Raw genomic sequence first — 20,346 nt, 5'->3', positions numbered from 1 at the left:
CTCAGGACCAACCATGATCATAGCCCTTACAAACGATGACGGCATTCAGGCCCTCGGCCTGCGCGCCCTGTACAAAGCCCTGGTTGAGGCGGGTCACACCGTGCACTGCATTGCTCCGGTCACCGAGCAGAGCGCGGTGGGCCACGCTGTTACCATCTCGCTTCCCCTGCGCGTCAAGGAATTCAAGGAAAACGGATTTTCCGGCAAAGGCGTGTATGGCACGCCTGTCGACTGCGTGAAACTGGGGCTCACCTGCCTCATGGATGTGAAACCCGATGTTGTTGTATCAGGCATCAACGCAGGAGCCAACGTGGGGCCGGACATCCTGTATTCCGGAACAGTCTCCGCCGCCACGGAAGGAGCGCACATGGGCTTTCCCGCCATTGCCGTTTCCTACGACAACTTCCGTCCCGAAGACCTGAGCGAACAGGCGGCCTTTGCAGCCGAACTCATCGACAATATGCCGTGGAAGAACCTGCCCCCGCGCTGCGTGATCAACCTCAACTTCCCCGCCTGCCCCATGCCGGAAGCCAAGGGGCTGCGCGTATGCCCGCAGACCAGCGCAGTTTGGAAAGACTGGTATGACCATCGCAAGGACCCTCGCGGTTCGGACTACTGGTGGCTGAATGGCGTTATCCCGCCGGAAACCGTGGCTGCGGGGACCGACAGAGCCCTGCTCACAGAAGGGTACATCACACTTACCCCTCTGCGGTTCGATTTCACGGATGATACGGCCCTGCAGGCCCTCTCCGTACTGGATACCGACAACAGGTAACATTGCCCGCAGGCGGGCTGCATTACGCCCGCCCCAGACAACCATAAATCCCCCGTCCCATCGACGGGGGATTTTTTTTGGCGGAGTGCAGAAATAAATAATACATACCACATACACCCAAGCATATAAAGTGTGGCAAAATGAACCACGGGGCAATAATACGTTCAAGGAGGTATGCATGTACACGTATTTTGGTGATTCCCGTCTGCTTTCGGCACTTCCCATCCGCCGGGCAGCGTATTCGGACAGAACGGCATGGTTGATGGCCGAAATCTCACGGCTCATATACGAGCCCCTTCCCGGTGAGACCACGGTTGAGGAGTACGTGGAGGAACTGCGCAAGGCCATCAAGGAAGGAAGACACGAAGACCTGCTGGAAGGGCTGATCTCCAAGTGTTACGAGATCAACGGCAAGGATTGCGCACTTGTGGAACGAGAGCTTCGCGCGGCGGATTTTGAACTGCTCGGCACCTTTGTCAGAAATGATACGGAAGCCATGCTCGCCAAACTTTCCCGCGACGGAGTAGACCCGTTTCTCGTGCTGGCATTCAGGGGCACGGCATCTGTAAAGGATGTTGTCACCGACATGTGCATAAACCTTGTTCCTGCACCGGGCGGCGGGCGAGTGCACCGGGGCTTTCTGAGAGCATTTCAGTCTGTTGAGCAGGATATAAAAAAGCTGCTCGAACAGTATACCGACCTTCCCCTCTACATTACCGGACACTCGCTGGGCGGTGCGTTGGCAATTGTAGCCACACGCTACCTCGGATCGGACAGCACAGGCGCAACATACACGTTCGGGGCCCCCAGAGCGGCGGACGACGATTTCTACACTCCCATCAAGACTCCCATCTACCGCGTAGTGAACGCAGCCGACGGCGTTCCCCGTGTTCCCTTCGGCTACGGCTTCAACTTCGCGCTGGCGGCACTGCGGCTTTTCCCCATACGGGGCTATGAGATGTCCGAATGGCTGAGGCGGTTTTCAGGATACACCCATGAAGGCAGCCTCATTTTCATGGATTCCCCCCAGAATGTGCAGGACGCAAAAGGCATTCCCTTCAAAGACCTGAAGGTGAAGCAAAGCCCCAACTATGCATGGCGGTCCATGGTTGTGGTCCAGCGCCTTGTCACCTCAAGCGGCAAGGCGGCCCTGGCAGACCACGGCATTGCCGAATATTGCCAGAAACTCCACGCCCATGCATCCAGAAGAATCTGACCCCGCGCCCTGAATACAGATGAGCAAGCCCCGTTGCGTGGTGCAAACCGACGAAACGGGGCCTTATTGCATCTGCCGACACACGTTCTGAGCTCCATGCAGACGCAGGTAGTTTGCCCGGGGAAGTAGCCCCTGCAAAGGGGTTCAAACGGGCTGCGCGCAGTGATGATATCAGGTTCCGCCTTAATTTTCCGCAGCACCACAGCAAATGTGGTAACAAAAAGGGGCAACCATGCTCATCCCCTTTGATTTTCTTCCCGTTGCCGTGTAAAGTCTCCGTGCCTTTGTTGACAGGGTGGCAGCCTCCCCCTACGCTGGAGAGAGTACCACCCCTGCACTCAATAGCCTTTTCCGGCGCGATTACAGTGGACGCGCCGTTATTTTTGGTACATTGCCGCAATCGCGACAATGCAACTGCCACACATTCTGGAGGTTTGTATGCCCCTTACCGGCACAAGGGAGATGTTCGCAAGAGCCTACAAGGAAGGCTACGCTGTTGGCGCATTCAACGTTAACAACATGGAAATCATTCAGGGAATAATGGCGGCTGCCGCGGAGGAACGTGCACCGCTCATTCTCCAGGTTTCCGCCGGTGCCCGCAAGTATGCCGGTCAGGCATACATCCGCAAGCTGATCGAGGCTGCTCTCATCGAAGATGACCTGCCTGTTGCCCTGCACCTCGACCACGGTCAGGACTTCGAGATCTGCAAGTCCTGCATTGATGGCGGCTTCTCCTCCGTCATGATCGACGGCTCCCATCTCAGCTTCGAGGAAAACATCGCCCTGACCAAACGCGTTGTGGAATACGCCCACGACAAGGGTGTGGACGTGGAAGCTGAACTGGGCCGCCTTGCCGGTGTTGAAGACGATGTGTCTTCCGAACATTCCATCTACACCGACCCTGATCAGGCCGTTGAGTTTGTCCAGCGCACCGGCTGCGATTCCCTCGCCATTGCCATCGGCACCAGCCACGGCGCATACAAGTTCGCCGGGGAAGCCAAGCTCGACTTCGACCGCCTTGAAAAAATTACCAACATGCTGCCGAACTTCCCCATCGTACTGCACGGCTCCTCCTCGGTTCCGCAGGAATTCGTGAAGATGGCCAACGAGTTCGGCGGCGAAATCGGCTCCGCCTCCGGCGTGCCGGAAGAACTGCTGCGCAAGGCTGCCACCTTCGGTGTATGCAAGATCAACATCGACACCGACATCCGCCTTGCCATGACCGCCGTCATCCGCAAATACCTTGCGGAAAATCCCACCCATTTCGATCCGCGCCAGTACCTGAAGCCCGCGCGCGAAGCTGTCAAGAATATGGTCCAGCACAAGATCAAGAACGTGCTCGGCTGTTCCAACAAGATATAGAAGGTCAGGAGACTAACGATGGCTGTAACTCTCGGTGTCAATGGATTCGGTCGTATCGGCCGTTACTTGCTCAGACTGCTCGCGGATGATGCCGATCTGCAGGTTGCCGTTATCAACGCCCGCGCGGATAACGCTTCGCTTGCTCACCTCTTCAAGTATGATTCCGTTCACGGGACCTTCAAGGGTGATGTTGCCGCAAACGATCAGGGTCTTCTGATCAACGGCAAGCAGGTTATCGTAACCCGCTGCAAGCAGAACGAATGGGAATGGGCCAAATACGGTATTGATATCGCTGTTGAAACTACCGGTACCATCAAGGACCGCGAAGGTCTTGCGGGCCACATTGCATGCGGTGCGAAGAAGGCTGTCATCTCCGCTCCCGGCAAGGATGTGGACGCAACCATCGTCATGGGCGTGAACGACAGCATTTATGACCCTGCCAAGCACGACGTCATCTCCAACGCCTCCTGCACTACCAACTGTCTGGCCCCCGCAGCCAAGGTGCTCAACGATACCTTCGGCATCATGCACGGCCTGATGACCACCATCCACAGCTACACCATGAGCCAGCGCATTCTGGACGGTTCCCAGAAAGACCTGCGCCGCGCACGTGCAGCGTGCATGTCCATGATTCCCACCACCACCGGCGCTGCCAAGGCTGTGGGCATGGTCATTCCCGAACTCAAGGGCAAGCTGGATGGCATGGCCGTTCGCGTTCCCACCCCTGACGGTTCCATTGTGGACCTGACCTGCCGTGTGGAAAAAGCCACCACGGCAGAAGAGGTAAACGCTGCGCTGAAGGCTGCATCCGAAGGCCCCATGAAGGGCAACCTCGGCTACAGCGATGAGCCGCTGGTTTCTGTGGACTACATCGGCGACACCCACGGCGGTGTGGTAGATTCCCTGTGCACCACCGTAATAGATGGTACACTGGTCAAGCTGATAATCTGGTACGATAACGAAGCCGGCTTTACCAACCAGCTCGTTCGTCTGCTCAAGAAGGTCGGCGCTTCTTTGTAGTTTCCGTTATTGCATCTATTCAAAGCCCTGCCTCATGGCAGGGCTTTTTTTATGAATCACTCACTATTTCCACTGTTGCAGCATGAGCAAATAATATCTCTTTTCCGAATTCCGGCGTAGTGCTTACACTGCAAGAGGACATAAGCATGAAAAATCCGTTCGCTGTTTTTCTGCTCGGCTTCATTCTGCTTTTCCCCGTCACCGGAAGAGCAGAATCTATACTTCTGGTTGCGGATTCATGGTGTCCGTACAATTGCTCCGAAGGCACAGCCGCCCCCGGTTATCTCATAGAGATTGCAACCGAGGCTCTGGCCCTCTCCAACGTTTCCGTAAGTTATGAAGAGATGAACTGGACCCGCGCCATTTATCAGGTAAAGACGGGCAAGGCTCAGGCCCTTGTGGGTGCTGTGCTGGCAGAAGTGCCGGACTTCGTTTTTCCCAGACACTGGCTCGGCATTGCGCCCAATGCCTATTTCACGCTCAAAAACTCACTCTGGAAGCCCACAGACAAAGACGCCTTTGCCAATATCAGACTCGGAGTGACCAGAGATTACGACTATGGCGGAGAGCTGCAGCCATGGATAGACACACACAAAGACACCCCTCTCGTGCAGGAAGCACAAGGCACCGATGCGCTGGGAACGAACCTGCAGAAATTGCTCTACGGAAGGATAGATGTGCTTGTTGATGAAAAGATGACCGTAATGCTCAAGGCACATGAGATGGGCATGGAGCGGCAGATACGCCTTGCCGGCGTAGACCCTGTCCGACCTGCGGAAGACAGAGTCTACATTGCATTTTCTCCGGCTGTGGCTCGCTCACCCGAATATGCGGCAGCGCTGGACAGAGGAGTGGAGGTGATGAGGAAAAATGGCAGGCTGGCAGCAATCTTGAAAAAATACGGCATTGATGACTGGGAATGACAACAGGGACGGAGACAACAGCAGAGAAAGATCAGAAGAGAAAGGTCAGAAACGGCAGATAACAACGCATATGCTTGCTTTTCTGCGCGTTACGGTCTCCCCTTAGTTCTCTGAGCCGGACATGGAGTCACGCGCGCCCAGCTTACGGCTGCAGCATAACGGCCTGAACTGCCTCAGACCACCTTTTCATCACCTGAAGAACGAAGCCGCCCACAGCAATGACTGCTCGTAAGCCTTCAGCACCTGCTGTTCATTGAGCCCCAGCAGTTCAATATCCATCATGGCCTTGTCCCATTCCGCACGCTCATAGTGGGAAACCAGCCGCAGCCACGGCGAATACCCGCTCTCCTCTCCCTTCAATGCCGCAACCATGGCCTCTTCAATAGGCATATCCTGAAGCAGCGAATCCAGAGAAACGGACAGCAGCGTTTCTATGAGGGACAAAAGCCCCAACAGGAACAGACTGGCCGGTTCCTGCTCTCTTCGGGCATCCTTGCCAAGCAATTCAAGGAACTTGCCCCGCTGGGCGGACTGCGAAACGATATGGCGGGACATGGGAGTCGCTTCAAGATCGGAAAGAACCGTCACGCACAGCCACTGTTTGAGCTTCTGCGTGCCGAGCAAAGTCACACCGTGTTCAACACTCTTGACCTTTGTCGGCAGGCCGAAGTGGACAGAATTCAGATAGCGCATGAATTTGTAGACCAGAGAAACGTCCGAACGCAGAATCTCGCCCACCTCGGAGATCTCGAAATTATCATCCCCAAGCTTCGCCAACAGACGCATTTTTATGGCTTGCGAAGATGAAAGCTTTTTGCCCCTCATGATCTCGGGGCGCGCAAAGAAAAATCCCTGGAACAGGTCAAACCCCATCTCGTGGCATTTGAGGAAAGTATCCCTGTCCTCTATCTTCTCGGCCAGCAGCTTGCACGGAAACTCCTGCAATCGCTTCACATTGTCATACACATCGGCCAGTTCCCGTCCGAGAACTTCCACTTTCACGATATCTGCCACCTTGATGAACAACTGCAGTTCACTCTGGCCGGTGTAATCATCAACTGCCAGCAGATAGCCTTCACGTTTAAGCTGGATAAGGGACTGCAGCACCTCTCTGGTGGGTGTTACCGTTTCCAGAATTTCAACCCCGCATTGGGCGGCTGGCAGAATGGAGGGAATACGTTCGGTGAGAAGCTCGGCGGAAAAATTGATCAGCACCTTCTGTTCGGGCAGAAGCACGGGCTGAACGATGGAAAAACCGTCAGATATGACAGAAGAAGTGGCGATGGAAGAATCGACGTGTTCGGGAAAGTGGAGCATATCGGGCGGCTGCCGGAAAAGCAGTTCAAATCCCCATATATGGGAATCCCGGTCGAAAATGGGTTGCCGCGCAACAAGGGTTGAACGGGTATGCACGTGAGCATATCCACCATTCGCTTCCGCAGAAGAATCAACTGCCGCGCCGGAAGGGGCGTCAGACCGGGAATCGAAAAGTGAGCGAAACCGTTTAAGCATAGCTACCCTCGTCGTAACACGCAGCGTCCCCCCCGGTCCCCTCACGCGTCTACAATCTACCCCCCAACCTTGTTCCATGCCATACACAATATAGATGCAACATATAATTCAGCAGTCAGAATTATAATACACATTCAACAATCGCAGTCAATTAGATGTTTGATAACAGGAACGTTACCTCCCGCCATTTTTCCTATTATTTCTCTTTATAGAACAGTGTCAACCGCCAGTGTTTTCTCGATATCCTGACCGAGATCAACCAACAGTGAGCGCTCCATGCGCCCCACATGCACAGCCCCCACCGCAGCCCCCTTGACCTTGCGCACATGGCGCGCCACAGCACACATCACTCGGGCCTGGCCGCCATCGCGCTGCCAGCTTTTCACACCCACCAGCTGGGCGGCTTCAATCATAGTGCGCTCCGGCACCTCCTGCCCCGGAAACTCCAGCCGCAACACAAGGTGCGCACTGGGTCCGTCTTCGGCATGAAACCACAGGTCGTGCGGCATGGCCTTGTTCAGAATCTCGTGGTTACCCTTGGCATTCCGGCCACGCAGCATGAGAAAACCGTCCGAACTGCGAAAACGCTGATAGAGCTTGCTGTCAGGGTGTGCAGCCGGTTCAGGGCGTCCTTTCTGCCTTCCGCCCGCGTTCTTGCGCGGCAGCACGGCATCCGGCTCAAGCTCTCCCTTTTCCAGAGCATCAATCTGACGACGCAGCGTATCTCTGCGCTCGTTCAGCATACGCAGTCCGCGCTTGCCGCGCATGGCCTGATGGAACATGCGCTCCATGTTACCACGCACGGTACGCAGAGAATCCAGCGCAATGCGCTTGACCGAACCGTCGGAGAGCGTCACCTCTATCTCGGCAAGACGACTGTCGGCCCCGATCCTCCACAATTCGGCCTGAATTGCCAGCGCGTCAGCCTGCCCCGCCACCATGCCGGACAGACGGCGTTCTTCCGAATCCAGCTTATGCAGAGTCTTGCGAAGCCTTTTAATGGCAGCATTGGCCGGAGCCACCTCCTCTGCCTTCTTCTGCCGCACCATGCCGCCGAACAACGATTGCGTCCCCATCAGACGCACCGCCTCCATGGCGGAAGGCACAACGGATTCCGTCATGCCCTTTGCACAGGCAGCAGGCAGAGGCCAGACGCTTACCATTTCGGGAACATCTTCCCGGCTGTAGAGGTAGACATCAGCAGTGCAGTCACCGGGACCATACTCAAGGTCGGCAAGCAGCGCCTGCGCATCCATGGGGTCCGTTTCGGCCAGTTCGGCAAGCGTTTCCCTGAGCAGAGGGGTATATTGCGGATACGCAGCCCACACCTCGCGTCCTTCGAGAATGGAGGCAAACCTTGCATGGTCGGGCCATGTCGGCTCGCTGCCGAATCCATCCTCAAGGGTGTCCGTGACAGTCACGCCTTCACGCAGACAGAGCACCAGCCAGCGCACGGGGCTTCCGGAGAGAGGCACCGCCATTCGGCGGTTCACCCAGTCCACAAGCGGAGCTCCCAGTCTGCGGCCTCCGGCATGTTTGCGGAGCCACATGGCGTGTGCTGCGGGGGATGCAGGATTCTCCGGACGTTCGGGAGTAAGCAGCAGGAGGGGGAAACGGCGACCGGCCCGAAGCAGGAGATTCTGCTTCAGGCCGGCGGCATAGAGAACAATAGTTGTTATATCCGGAGCGGGAGCGTAAAACCGCTCAATCCGACTGCCGGTCAACACCTGCGCCAGTTCGGCGGCAAGGCGTCGGAATACATGAGCGTCCATACGAAATTCGCCTGTTTCAGGCTAATCGGCCCGTTCGCGTTCGTCTTCTTCCTGCTTGCTTTTGCAATTGATGCACAGCTTGGTAACAGGGCGGGCTTTCAGACGGGGAACGCCGATTTCATCGCCGCACTCGTCGCAAACCCCGAAAGTACCATCTTCCATACGCCCGATTGCGGAACGAATCTTCTTGATAAGCTTACGCTCGCGGTCACGGATGCGCAGGGTGAAAGCACGGTCAGATTCAGCAGTGGCTCTGTCTGCAGGATCGGCAAACATCTCATTGCTGTCTGTCAATTCGTCAAGAGTAGCATCTCCATTCTGCTGGGCTTCTTCCAGCATGGTCTGCAGAAGCTCACGGAAATAATCGAGATCTTTCTGTTCCATACTATCCTCCTCGGCATGGTTCACGGCTCAGTGAACTGCAAAAAAAGAAACGGGGAGAACCACGTCGCCAGCCGTTATTACTGAGCACACAGGCATATACCAATGCAGGGCCAAAAGTAAAGCACTACTTGATTTTAGTACAAAACAACTAACATACCGATAAGATAAGATAAAACATCGCAAAACAACCTATTTCGGGGTATTCTGCGTTCAGTTTAGAATAAGCACGATTTCGGGCAAGTACAGCTCCATAGCGCAAACGCCTTTGCTTTATCATTAACTCTGCGCCTGCAAGCCACACGACGGGCATTTTAGCAACAAGTAACGTAACGAAAATACTAACATAAAAAGAAAATACAAAAAATCTCAAAATAATCTTGACGAGGGGCGCCGCTTTGCCTATAAACCCTCCTCGTCGGACGGCAAGTCCGGCTCCAACGAGCGGGAATAACTCAGTGGTAGAGTGCAACCTTGCCAAGGTTGAAGTCGCGGGTTCAAATCCCGTTTCCCGCTCCAAATCGAGATTAGTGCCATACATGGCCTTACGACTCTGTGTATGGCTCACATACAAAAGAGAGCCCCCGATTCCTCTGATCGGGGGCTTTTCTTTTGTATGAGCTACACTGCGCGCGGCGCCTGCTCTTTCCTGGCCCTGCTCTCTTATGGCCATGCAGGAACCTGCCCCCAAAACCGTATTGCACCCATCAGCAACACCGTTGCATCAGGAGGCGGATTCATCCTTCCGCGGACGTGGCAGCCGGACTGCAAACCGCACGCCGGCTTCAATATTCTCGACCACAACGCCGCCGCCGTGATCCACCGCAATTCTTTCCACAAGCGCAAGGCCAAGTCCCGTGCCGGGCACATCTTCCCCCACGCCACGCGAGAAAGGCTGAAACAGAAGGCTGATCTCCTTCTCCGAAAGCTGCCTGTAGCTATTTGACACAGCCAGAACTGCCCCCGCATTCTCTGCAGCCAGCTCTATCCGGATAAAGCCGCCCTGCTCGGCAAATTTCACCGCATTTTCAAGCAGGTTCTTGATTATCGCGTTAAAGCCTTCCTTCTGGCAGTCCTGCACAAGATGTTCCGGCAGATCAACTTCCACCTGCAACTGCTTCATATCAATGGTCGGCGCATAGCGCTGCAGCATGGAGCGGACCATCTCTGCAAGATCACAAGAGGTGAATACTCTATACGCTCCTCCGGCATCGAAACGGCTCAGTTCGATAACACCGCCTATGGCGGAATCAAGGTCCTCAACCTCCTGACTGACAGCGGCAAGATGCCGCAGGGCATCCTCTGTGCGCCCTTCTTCGATACGCATTTCCGCAATGGCGAGAGCAACACGGATTCGGGCAAGGGGGCTGCGCATTTCGTGCGACACATTGGCCATGAGCTCCTGCTTCATGCGCAACATGTTTTCCACGCTGTCCGCCATGACGTTAAACGCCCGCGCCACACGCCCGACCTCGTCACCGCGTTTCATGTCCACCCGATAGGAAAGATCGCCTGAAGCACAACGCAAGGCCCCCTCCTCCAGTTTTCGCAGGGGCACGGTGATACGTCTGATGACGGGAAAGGCCAGCAGAAGCGTAAAGATGCCCACTGCCTGCACAACCATGAGAAAAAACGGTGCGGCGTCCCTGTAATAGATATCGTCGCGGCGCAGCATGGCCAATGTGGCATTATGCCCGAACACGGTCACGGGGTAGGCAAAATAGAAATCAGCTTCAGGCAGCCCCTTCACATCGGCATAGAACAGCCTGTCCTGATACTTCTCATTGCTGATGGTAAATTTGGGAACAGTGCGCGGGCGGGAGGAAAGAAAAACCGTTCCATCCGGTTTTTCAAGCCACACCTGACCCTTGAAGATGACATCAAGGTCTTTGATGTAGTGCCGCAATTCCGCATGCGCTACCGGATCGTCAATGTTACCCTCGCTGGCGAGCAGTTCAACCCCTTTGCTGGTTATGCGAAAGGCGGCGATAAGCTCGTTCTGGACATGCTTGTTGAACCGGTTTTCAACAATGAGAATGAAGATGATAACGATACACGCAAGCCCCGCAGCAAGTGCGGTGAAAAAGCTCAACATGATCTTGGTATACAGGCTGTTTATTCGCATCACTGCCCCAGAAACATATACCCTTTGCCCCATACGGTTCTTATGCGCTCCGCATGTTCGGGATATGGCTTCAGCACCGAGCGCAGCTTTGAAATGTGCACGTCGATGCAACGGTCATACGCATTGAACTCCCTGCCCCAAACTCGGGTCATGAGATCATCGCGGGAAAGTTCCACTCCCGGCTGGCGCATGAGCTCCGCCATCAGCTTGGTCTCGGTGGGTGAAAGGTCCACAACCGTCTCGCCTATGACCAGTTCCTGCCTGCCGGTATCCAGCACAAGTCCTACACATTCCACACGACCGGCGGAAACACTGACTGGCGAACTCTCCGCCCGCCGCAGCACGGCGCGCATTCTCGCAAGCAGCTCCCTGGGATTGAACGGCTTGGCGAGATAGTCATCCGCACCAAGTTCAAGCCCCACTATCCGGTCGGCATCGTCACCGCGCGCGGTGAGCATGATCACCGGCACTCTGGATTCAACCCGTAACATGCGCAAAACGGACAAACCGTCCATTCCGGGCATCATGATATCCAGAATAACCATGGAAGGCTGTACTGAATGCAATGCAGCAACGGCATCAAGACCGGTCTGCCTGCAATGAACTTCAAATCCTGCCCCCTGCAAATACTCAGTCAACAACGACTGAAGCTTCACATCATCATCAAATAACAAAACCTTAGGTTGTACTTCCATGCATTCCTCTTGAATTACAGCCCTGCCGCACAATGGCTGGCAGGTCGTGTTCCCTACTACACAGGAAGGGAACATGTAAAAGCCCGTTTACCATTCAAGGCGTTTTTTACACCTTTTAACGCCTTGTAGCGATATTAAGCAATTTTTGACGAAAGCCATCATACTTTTCCGCCAGTTTTCCCCTGATCTGTCGTCCATCCTGTTCGGCCGGTCATTCCGCGCCACACGCCGAAACAGTGCCGAAACCATGCTCCCCCCGTCCAAACCGGCCAGCCCTACGGATTGATCTCACAACCGAGAGGGATACATGGAACTCTCTGGCTGGAGGGTTGGAGTTCAGGGGGAATATGACATACCCCAGAGCCTCTCCATCGCGGGTGGTCTGAGTTATCATTTTGCCCGTACCATGCGGATATACGATTCCTCCGGTGACGAAGACAAAAAGCTGGATGTTGACGGCGCTCCAGGAATATCTCTGGGCATCAGCTACGCATTCTGATACCCACACCTGTATTCCATACGGAAAAGCCCCTCATAAAGGCGTGCTCATCTGCCGCAGCATCGGGATACAATAAACGGAACAGATCAACCTGACCGTTTTTGCTGTTCAAACGATTGACAAGTTCCGCCAGCTATGGCAATTTCCGGCTTCCCAAACGGCAAGTACCCCCTCTTCGGAGCAGGAAAAACCGGGCGGGAAAAAAGTTGAAAAAAAGCTTGCAATCCAATCCGGGTTCAGGCAAAAGGCTCTCCGGCGAGAGGAAATCACTTCTGATTCCGAGCGGATACAAACCAAACAAGGTGTGTCTTCGCAAAATCGCCAACGATGAGGCGGCATAGCCAAGTGGTAAGGCAGAGGTCTGCAAAACCTCCATTCTCCAGTTCAAATCTGGATGCCGCCTCCATAACGCGGGAATAACTCAGTGGTAGAGTGCAACCTTGCCAAGGTTGAAGTCGCGGGTTCAAATCCCGTTTCCCGCTCCAGACATTTGGGCTGGCGGCATTAGCCGCCAGCTTTACCCCGAACGGGGACGGAGCACCTGATAGAGCGCGGGAGTAACTCAGTGGTAGAGTGTCAGCTTCCCAAGCTGAAGGTCGCGGGTTCAAGTCCCGTTTCCCGCTCCACTCGTCGGATCGCCGAAAGGCATACATATATTCCTTAGCGGGAATAACTCAGTGGTAGAGTGCAACCTTGCCAAGGTTGAAGTCGCGGGTTCAAATCCCGTTTCCCGCTCCAGATTTCAGGGCCGGTCCATGACCGGCCCTCTTCTTTTGTGCCCCCCCTGCCAACAAGGCCCCCCCTGTCTGCAACAACCGGCATCTTTTTTCGCATATTCCCACAACTAATTGATCCAAATCACATACCCCATAAGTCAGATGGGGTAGTCTTTGCGTTAAAAGACGCGGCGGCGAACTATCTCTCGGTATGCACACAGACAACAAAGTGAGGCAGCATGAGTTTTCGACTGACGGACAACGTGACATGGGTAGGCAAAATTGACTGGGAACTGCAGAAATTCCACGGAGAGGAATACTCCACCTTCAAGGGATCTTCCTACAACGCCTATCTTGTGCGCGATGAAAAAACGGTCCTAATTGATACGGTATACATGCCATATGCCAAAGAATTTGTGGCGAACCTTGAGCAGCAAATCGACCTTGGCAGCATCGACTACGTTATTGCCAATCATGCAGAGATAGACCATAGCGGCGCGCTCCCTGAACTCCTGGAACGCATTCCCGATGTCCCTGTCTACTGCACCCCGCAGGCAGTGAAGTCGCTGAGGGGCTACTACCACAAGGACTGGAATTTCCATCCGGTTAAAACCGGAGACACCCTCTCTCTGGGAACGCGCACCATCACCTTCATCAACGCTGCCATGCTCCATTGGCCGGACAGCATGTTCTGCTACATGGACAAAGAGAACATTCTCTTCAGCAGCGACGCATTCGGCCATCACTACGCATCGCACCGCATGTTCAACGACCTGGTGGATCAGGGTGATCTCATGCATGAATGCATCAAGTATTATGCAAACATCCTCACCCCGTTCAGCAAGCTGGTGGAAAAGAAAATACAAGAAGTGGTGGGATTTGGCCTGCCGGTGGACTACATCATGCCCGGCCATGGCATAATCTGGCGCGATAATCCGCTGCAAATTGTTCACAAGTATCTGGAGTGGGCTGCGGATTATCAGGAAAATCAGGTTTCCGTGCTGTACGATACCATGTGGAACAGCACCCGGGACATGGCAGAAGCCATCGCAAGGGGCATTTCCAGCGTTAAGCCTGAGATGACGGTCAAACTTTTCAATGTGGGTCAGCGCGACAAGAATGAAGTGGTGCTTGAAGTGTTCAAATCGAAAATGGTCGTCGCAGGCTCCTCCACCATCAACAAGGGCATTCTCTCCGGCATGGCCGGGGTTCTGGAAATGATCAAGGGGCTGGGATTCAAAAAGAAACTCGGCGCTGCCTTCGGCTCCTACGGCTGGTCCGGCGAAAGTGCGGGTATTGTCGCCAAGGAACTTGAAAAATCCGGATTCGAAATGGTGGGCGACGGCCTCAAGGTACTCTGGAAGCCGGATGAGCAGGCCATTCTGCAATGCGAAGCGTTCGGAAAAGAACTGGCCGAACGGTTGTAGACACGAAAAGATAAAGGGCCGCGCCACATGGCGCGGCCCTTCAGACTGCTGACAAAGTCATTTCTGGTATTTTCTGGCTCCGCCGGGCAGGAACCTGACGTTCCTGCACCTCGCATACGCGATGAAAATCCGTTTTGGGACTTCGCTTCCGGCTTAACGGGAATACGGTTGTATTGAAAACGCGGGTTTGTCATCGACCTGAAGAGCCCTCACCTAACTATCCCAGACGGGGCCGCATAAAAAAGGCGGCCCGAAGGCCGCCCTACTCTACACTCTATCTGCCTTACGCCTATTCAAAACGGCGGGCAGAGATGATTTCAATGTCATCCACGGGCAGGTCATCAAAGTCGTTACGGGGCTTTGTCACCTTCCAGTTGATCTTCTTCACCACATCCATACCTTCCACAACGCGGCCGAACACGGTGTAGCCATAGTTTTCGTCGCTGTCGTCCGTGTGGTCGAGGTCAAGGTTGTCTTCGGCGTTGATGAAGAACTCGTCGCAGGCGGAGTCCTTTTCCGTTGCGCGGGCAAGGGCCACGGTTCCCTTTACATTGGAAAGACCGCCCTTGGCCTCGTTCTCAACGGGGGCCAGCGCCTCTTTGCGCTGCAGGCGGTTATTGTATGCGCCGCCCTGAATCATGAAGCCGCGGATGACGCGGTGAAAAATAGTATAATCATAGTGCTTGGCATCCACATACTGCAGAAAATTGGCAACGCTCTTGGGCGCATGTTCCGGCAGCAGTTCTATAAGAATATCGCCCAAGGTCGTCTCGAGCAGTACATACGGATTTTCCATGATTTCTCCTGCGATGTTCGCGATTACGTTTCATCGGCCTTGGCCGTAGCCTCCCCTATCAGAAAAAGATGCCGAGGTCAGCCCCCGCGATATGGTGCTACGTGCTGAATACGCAATCGCCCGCCATACGCCCCCCCCTTGCAAGACACTCTCAGTGCCTTGCACAATCGTTCCGCATAGTGCATGAACCCTGTGTGCCCGTATCACGGCAACGTGGGGTTTCCGTTCCGGGCACCTATTCCATAGCCAAGGATTCACTATGCAATACCGTCTGGACGCACCGCTGGACGAATTACTCGATATGGCACGGCAACGGTTCGATGTTGCCTTTGAACCGCTGGTCGTGGGGGATACGCAGATCGAGATTCTGCAAGTGCAGAACATGAAAGAATACCTCGACAGTCTCGTCCCCACCATCAAAGAAGATGCACTCAGTGCCCTGCCTCTCTGGGCCAAGATATGGCCCGCCGCCTTCATGCTCGGCCATTTTCTGCGCCACGCGCCCTCAAAGGGCAAAAGCCTGCTCGAAATAGGTGCAGGCTGCGGCGTTACCGGCCTTATCGCCGCTTCTCAGGGATTTTCGGATGTAGTCGTTTCCGACGTGAACGACGAAGCCCTGCTCTTTGCCCGCATCAACATTCTGCAAAACGGCCTGCAGGACAGGGTTGCCGTCCGCAAGGTGGATATTCAGACCACACGCCTTGACCGGACCTTCGACTATATCGTGGGGGCCGAGGTTCTATACCTTGAAACGCTGCACCGCGCCCTGGTCAAGTTCATTCAGCGCCATCTTGCAAAGCAGCCTGAGGCCGAAGCCATTCTTGCCAAGGACTACAGACGAAAAGCCAAAAAGTTCTTCAAGCTTGCAGAGCGAGATTTCCGCATGCAGGAACAGACGGTGGGAACCAAGACCACTGCCGGAGACGAGGACGGCGCGGATCGCGCCCTGTACACCATCCACAGATTGCGAGCCAAATAGATGATACGACTTTCCAGTTGCCCCAAGCACTACACAGCCGATCAGGACAAGGTCATGACTCCTTCGGAGACCGTGGCCCGTGTGAAAGCCCGTCTTGCTGAGCTGGACACCCATATTCTGGCCGAAACGCGCCGCATAGATACCGGACGACTCGGCATTCCCGTATTTCTCTCTGTCTGCGGTGAAGACGCCCGCCGGTTCATGCCCACCAGAAAACAGATGGGCAAAGGCGCGTCTGTTGAGCAGGCAGAAGCCTCTGCGCTCATGGAACTGATGGAACGCTACAGCTACTGGACCTTCTGGGACCGCAAGCCGGACATGGTCCGCTGCACGTGGTCGCAGGCGGTGGAACGCTTCGGCGACAAGCTGGTCGGGCTCGACGTGATTCTGCACTCCGTTTCCGAATCACTGCCCCACGACAACGCCGCACGCATAATGGACCTCACCGAATGGTGGTTCTGTCCCGCAACGGACATTCACAGCGGCGAAGAGCGCATCATCCCGCTGGACTGGTTCCGCAAGCTTGGCGAGTTCAACGGCTCCTCGGCAGGCAACACAGATGAGGAATCCATTTTTCAGGGAGCCTGCGAACTGGTCGAGCGCCACGTCTGCTGCGTCATAGACCGCGCCTGCAAACCCGTGCCTACCATCAGCCCCGCCTCGTTCACCGATCCGGTGCTGGTGAATCTCTACAGCAAGTTCACGGATAACGGCATTGTCGTCATTCTCAAGGACTTCTCGCAGGGTATGCCCGTTCCCACCGTTGCCGCCATAGCGTGGGACCCGGCGACCTTCCCCTATCAGTCGGAAATCGTCTACACGGCGGGCACGGCCTCTTCTCCGGTCAAGGCAGCCGTACGCGCCCTGACGGAAGTGGCCCAGCTTGCGGGCGACTTTGAATCCGGTGCCTGTTACGAGGCATCCGGCCTGCCCAAATATGCCAGAACGGAAGAACTGGGCTGGCTGCTTGAAGGTCCCGAGGTCAATCTGGATGAACTGCCCAGCGTGGAGCACGGCGACATCTACGAAGAGCTCATGGCCCTTGTACGCGGCCTGCACACGCAGGGATACAGCCTGTATTCCGTGCAGACCACCAATCCCGAACTGAATGTTTCCGCCAACTACAACCTTGTTCCGGGCTTCCAGTTCCGCGAGCGGGACAAGAACGCCAGCCTCGGCCTGTTTGTGGGCCGTATTCTCAGCGAAGAATGCGATGCCCAGACGGCGGCACAAGGCCTTTCCGTGCTGGAAGAAATATACCCGCACGCGCACTTTCTTCCCTTCTTCAAGGGCATGCTCGCTCTGCGGGCAGAAGCCTTTGACGAAGCCTGCCTCCTGTTCGAACAGGCGGAACCCCTGCAGCCCGAAGCCGATGCCAAGGGGCTGGCCGCCTTCTACAGCGGCTACTGTCATACGCTGAAAGAGGACTGGCGCGCTGCCCTGCCCGGTCTTGACCGCGCAGTGGCCCTGTGCCCCGAGATGAAGGAATACTTCAACTTCCGTGGCGTGACCCGCTTCAAGCTGGGCATGTATGCAGAAGCGGCAGAAGACTTCCGCACGCTCATCAAGGATCTGGACAAAGGCTCGGCCATTGACCTTGCCAACCTCGGCCTGTGCTGCAAGTTCCTCGGACAGAGAGAAGAAGCCGAAGAATACCTCACGGCCGCTCTGGACATTGACCCTTCCATCGGTTTTGCGCGCGAGCATCTTGCCGAGCTTAAACAGGAAAGATAATCCGCGCCCCTACACGAATGGACCTGCCGCCTCCGGCACCCGTTGACGGATGCATCGCCAGCAGCGCTGTCAGCACAACTCGCTGACAGCAACACAAAGCAAAAACGAGGGGTAACGTGACACAATCACGTTACCCCTCGCTGCATGTTCTATCTGTCTGCTGAAACCGTGCTGTCCTTTGCGTGCGGCAGAGTTGCGTTCATGCAACCATCCGGCTTTCTGCAGGCCTTACGGCAGCCGGACTACCAGTTGGTAGCCTTGACTTCAAAGTGTGCCTGAGGATGCACGCAGGCGGGACACAGAGCGGGAGCATCCGCGCCCTTGTGGTTGTAACCACAGTTGCGGCAGCGCCACACGATCTCGGAATCCTTGTGGAAGACCTGATCGTTTTCGATATTCTTGATCAGCGCACGGTAACGCTCTTCGTGGTACTCTTCTGCCACACAGATCTTGCGGTACATTTCCGCAACATCGTAAAAGCCTTCTTCGTCGGCAATGCGGGCAAATTCGGGGTACAGGGAAACAAATTCCTCGTGTTCACCATCGGCGGCAGCCTTCAGGCACTCAAGCGTGGAACCGAGCTTGCCGGCAGGATAGGTTGCGGTGATTTCCACATCGCCGCCTTCAAGAAACTTGAACATCCGCTTTGCGTGTTCCTTTTCATGGTTGGCGGTTTCTTCGAAGATATGGGAAATCTGCACATACCCTTCCTTGCGGGCAATGGCGGCAAAGTAGGTGTAACGGTTACGTGCCTGAGATTCACCCGCAAAGGATTTGAGCAGGTTCTGTTCCGTGCGGGAGCCCTTGATGGACTTGGACATGATAATGCTCCTGTGATTGTTTTCGAATTCGAGTAATGTTCCACCCCACTTCCCTTAGGACCTATCTGGTAATGTCAGATCGGTCAGGTTACGGGGCGGACACGTATCAACATGAAATTGGACTGCGACCGGAAGCGCCATCAAAACCGGAAAACAACCGGAAATGCCGCCTGCCGTCACAGAGCACTGAACACTAATTATTTGTGTGCTCAATGTAAAGCCTATCAGGAAAAATTCCTAAAAAGAATTGGTTCTGATGATCTCTCACTCAGCTGCGTGCTGTCAACCTTTCCGCAGGGTTAAAGCACCACAGAGCCAGTATGATGCACGCAGCCAGAACAAACCACTGTGACTGGCTCAGAACAACCAGCAGCACGGCTCCGAGCAAGGCGGCGCAAACCCGCTTCCATACATGCGGCAGCATGACAATGCCTGTTCCTATGCCGATAATGGCATTGGCAAGAAAGAAGCCGCTTGCAATGGCCACAAGCGATTCAAGCTTTGCCACGCCTGCAATGCAGGCTGCCAGCGAACCTGCCTGCATCAGGCACAACACGCCGATGGAAACCACAGGCACGCCGTTCCTTGTCTTCGCAAACACGTCAGGCAGCGCCCCTTCAGCGGCAAGGGCCGCCATCAGACGGGCAACACCGCCCACGAACATGAGATACGTGGTCACGCACAGCGCTGTGACAAGCACGGAGCACACAATTCCGGCAGAGGTTCCAAACAGAGGGTACAGCAGCTTGGCCACACCGTAACCCGCCTGCACAGGTACATCTGCCGTCTGGATGGCAAAAGCCACGCACAGCTCCACGGCAGTAACGGCGATCACACTGCCCCATACGGCCGCAGGAATGGTTCTTTGCGGGTCATCCACTTCACCGCTGTAATTGCCCACAACCTCCCAGCCCACGATAATCCAGAACAGCATGAGCAAAGCGTGCCCGAACACATCGGCATCAAAGCTTGCCGGCTCGGGAAGCAGGTCCTGCCCCGAACCATGAAAAGCCATGACCAGCACGCCGCCCACAAGCAGCAGCACAGCCGATATCGATGAGATAGCCAGCGCCACGGTTCCTATGGAGCGGATGTGCTGCAGCAGGAACAAAAAACCCAGCGGCACCAGACAAAGTGCCACGCCCATGCGCCCGCCCGGCAGGGTATCCAGCCATGGCAGCGGCAGGTAACGGGCAATGGTCAGCAGCACCGCCGCAGGGCCGAATATGACGGCAGAAATGAGATAATACGAGGCCAGCCGCTTGGCTCTTGGGCCGAACACATGGCCAATGGCATCCGCCACACCCCCGTTACCGGGAAACTGAATGGCAAGAAAGCCGAACACAAAGGCAAATACGGCGTTGAGAGCCACGGTGATGAGCCACGCAGGAATGGCCCACTCTCCCGCAGCCTCATGCACCAGAGGCGGCAGAATGAAAATGCCTGATCCGAGCACGGGACCCACCATCAAACCGCTCAACATGAAAGGCCCGAGCTTACCACTCTTCATGACGCAACTCCTTATGTTTCCAATATCCTTGCAGTATGGCCCGACGCAGAGCGTTCTTGCCAACAGAATTATAAGAAGGCATC

General features: G+C 55.3%; 17 protein-coding genes and 5 tRNA genes. 14 read left to right on the top strand and 8 right to left on the bottom strand.

The genetic code is table 11. From position 1 onward, the window contains the following. The first annotated feature begins 13 nt into the window (after positions 1-13). From surE to HUV30_RS09750, 5 genes are all read left to right on the top strand, one after another. On the top strand, positions 14-775 hold the full coding sequence (gene surE / locus HUV30_RS09770) for a 5'/3'-nucleotidase SurE (RefSeq protein WP_174405243.1): 762 nt from the start codon (positions 14-16) through the stop codon (positions 773-775). A gap of 178 nt (positions 776-953) precedes the next feature. Next, positions 954-1,991 (top strand): lipase family protein, encoded by a 1,038-nt coding sequence (locus tag HUV30_RS09765; protein ID WP_174405242.1) that lies wholly within the window; start codon positions 954-956, stop codon positions 1,989-1,991. A gap of 438 nt (positions 1,992-2,429) precedes the next feature. Next, positions 2,430-3,353, top strand: coding sequence for a class II fructose-1,6-bisphosphate aldolase (gene fba / locus HUV30_RS09760; protein WP_174405241.1), 924 nt, complete (start codon positions 2,430-2,432; stop codon positions 3,351-3,353). A gap of 18 nt (positions 3,354-3,371) precedes the next feature. Further along, complete coding sequence (gene gap / locus HUV30_RS09755; protein WP_174405240.1) at positions 3,372-4,373, top strand: type I glyceraldehyde-3-phosphate dehydrogenase; 1,002 nt, start codon at positions 3,372-3,374, stop codon at positions 4,371-4,373. 146 nt (positions 4,374-4,519) lie between these two features. Beyond that, positions 4,520-5,296 carry a substrate-binding periplasmic protein gene (locus HUV30_RS09750; protein ID WP_174405239.1) on the top strand — a complete coding sequence of 259 codons (777 nt, stop codon included), beginning with the start codon at positions 4,520-4,522 and terminating at the stop codon, positions 5,294-5,296. 189 nt (positions 5,297-5,485) lie between these two features. On the opposite strand, the gene HUV30_RS09745 is transcribed toward HUV30_RS09750, so the two are convergent. From HUV30_RS09745 to dksA, 3 genes are all read right to left on the bottom strand, one after another. Beyond that, on the bottom strand, positions 5,486-6,808 hold the full coding sequence (locus HUV30_RS09745) for an EAL and HDOD domain-containing protein (RefSeq protein WP_174405238.1): 1,323 nt from the start codon (positions 6,806-6,808) through the stop codon (positions 5,486-5,488). A 206-nt stretch (positions 6,809-7,014) separates the two neighbouring features. Next, positions 7,015-8,580, bottom strand: coding sequence for an NFACT RNA binding domain-containing protein (locus HUV30_RS09740; RefSeq protein ID WP_174405237.1), 1,566 nt, complete (start codon positions 8,578-8,580; stop codon positions 7,015-7,017). A 21-nt stretch (positions 8,581-8,601) separates the two neighbouring features. Next, the gene (gene dksA / locus HUV30_RS09735; RefSeq protein ID WP_174405236.1) at positions 8,602-8,964 is read right to left on the bottom strand and encodes an RNA polymerase-binding protein DksA; all 363 of its coding nucleotides are present in this window, start codon (positions 8,962-8,964) and stop codon (positions 8,602-8,604) included. Positions 8,965-9,405: 441 nt separating this feature from the next. Between dksA and HUV30_RS09730 the strand changes: the two genes are divergently transcribed. Further along, a tRNA-Gly gene (locus tag HUV30_RS09730) sits at positions 9,406-9,480 on the top strand. A gap of 205 nt (positions 9,481-9,685) precedes the next feature. Here the strand turns inward: HUV30_RS09730 and HUV30_RS09725 are convergent. Continuing rightward, the gene (locus tag HUV30_RS09725; protein WP_174405235.1) at positions 9,686-11,086 is read right to left on the bottom strand and encodes a sensor histidine kinase; all 1,401 of its coding nucleotides are present in this window, start codon (positions 11,084-11,086) and stop codon (positions 9,686-9,688) included. Then, positions 11,086-11,781, bottom strand: a complete 696-nt coding sequence (locus tag HUV30_RS09720; RefSeq protein ID WP_174405234.1) for a response regulator transcription factor — start codon at positions 11,779-11,781, stop codon at positions 11,086-11,088. Before HUV30_RS09720 ends, HUV30_RS09725 begins: the two co-directional genes overlap by 1 nt. A gap of 307 nt (positions 11,782-12,088) precedes the next feature. Between HUV30_RS09720 and HUV30_RS09715 the strand changes: the two genes are divergently transcribed. The 6 genes from HUV30_RS09715 to HUV30_RS09690 all read left to right on the top strand — a co-directional run bounded on the left by HUV30_RS09715 (position 12,089) and on the right by HUV30_RS09690 (position 14,423). Continuing rightward, complete coding sequence (locus HUV30_RS09715; protein WP_174405233.1) at positions 12,089-12,280, top strand: hypothetical protein; 192 nt, start codon at positions 12,089-12,091, stop codon at positions 12,278-12,280. A 331-nt stretch (positions 12,281-12,611) separates the two neighbouring features. Continuing rightward, positions 12,612-12,686, top strand: a tRNA-Cys gene (locus HUV30_RS09710). Positions 12,687-12,690: 4 nt separating this feature from the next. Then, positions 12,691-12,765: transfer RNA gene (locus tag HUV30_RS09705), tRNA-Gly, on the top strand. A 66-nt stretch (positions 12,766-12,831) separates the two neighbouring features. Then, positions 12,832-12,906 (top strand) — tRNA-Gly (locus tag HUV30_RS09700). 37 nt (positions 12,907-12,943) lie between these two features. Beyond that, a tRNA-Gly gene (locus HUV30_RS09695) sits at positions 12,944-13,018 on the top strand. Between the two features lie 217 nt (positions 13,019-13,235). Further along, positions 13,236-14,423 carry an anaerobic nitric oxide reductase flavorubredoxin gene (locus HUV30_RS09690; RefSeq protein ID WP_174405232.1) on the top strand — a complete coding sequence of 396 codons (1,188 nt, stop codon included), beginning with the start codon at positions 13,236-13,238 and terminating at the stop codon, positions 14,421-14,423. A gap of 289 nt (positions 14,424-14,712) precedes the next feature. On the opposite strand, the gene HUV30_RS09685 is transcribed toward HUV30_RS09690, so the two are convergent. After that, on the bottom strand, positions 14,713-15,219 hold the full coding sequence (locus HUV30_RS09685) for a peptidylprolyl isomerase (RefSeq protein WP_174405231.1): 507 nt from the start codon (positions 15,217-15,219) through the stop codon (positions 14,713-14,715). 259 nt (positions 15,220-15,478) lie between these two features. Here HUV30_RS09685 and HUV30_RS09680 point away from each other — a divergent pair, with 259 nt between their 5' ends. Beyond that, a complete protein-coding gene (locus HUV30_RS09680) occupies positions 15,479-16,198 on the top strand; it encodes a class I SAM-dependent methyltransferase (protein WP_174405230.1) in 720 nt (239 codons plus the stop codon). Next, entirely contained in the window at positions 16,199-17,932 is a 1,734-nt protein-coding gene (locus HUV30_RS09675) for a YcaO-like family protein (protein ID WP_174405229.1), read from the top strand. It begins immediately after the preceding gene. 242 nt (positions 17,933-18,174) lie between these two features. Here HUV30_RS09675 and rbr read toward each other — a convergent pair whose 3' ends face one another. Further along, positions 18,175-18,753: a rubrerythrin gene (gene rbr / locus HUV30_RS09670; RefSeq protein WP_174405228.1), complete on the bottom strand. Its 579-nt coding sequence runs from the start codon at positions 18,751-18,753 to the stop codon at positions 18,175-18,177. A gap of 268 nt (positions 18,754-19,021) precedes the next feature. Then, a complete protein-coding gene (locus HUV30_RS09665; RefSeq protein ID WP_174405227.1) occupies positions 19,022-20,263 on the bottom strand; it encodes an APC family permease in 1,242 nt (413 codons plus the stop codon). Between the last annotated feature and the right edge of the window lie 83 nt (positions 20,264-20,346).

The sequence above is a fragment of the Desulfovibrio subterraneus genome, from assembly GCF_013340285.1.
In the GTDB taxonomy this organism is placed as follows: domain Bacteria; phylum Desulfobacterota; class Desulfovibrionia; order Desulfovibrionales; family Desulfovibrionaceae; genus Halodesulfovibrio; species Halodesulfovibrio subterraneus.
Note: the sequence above shows the minus strand (reverse complement) of the source record. Positions and strands in the feature narration are given on the sequence as shown.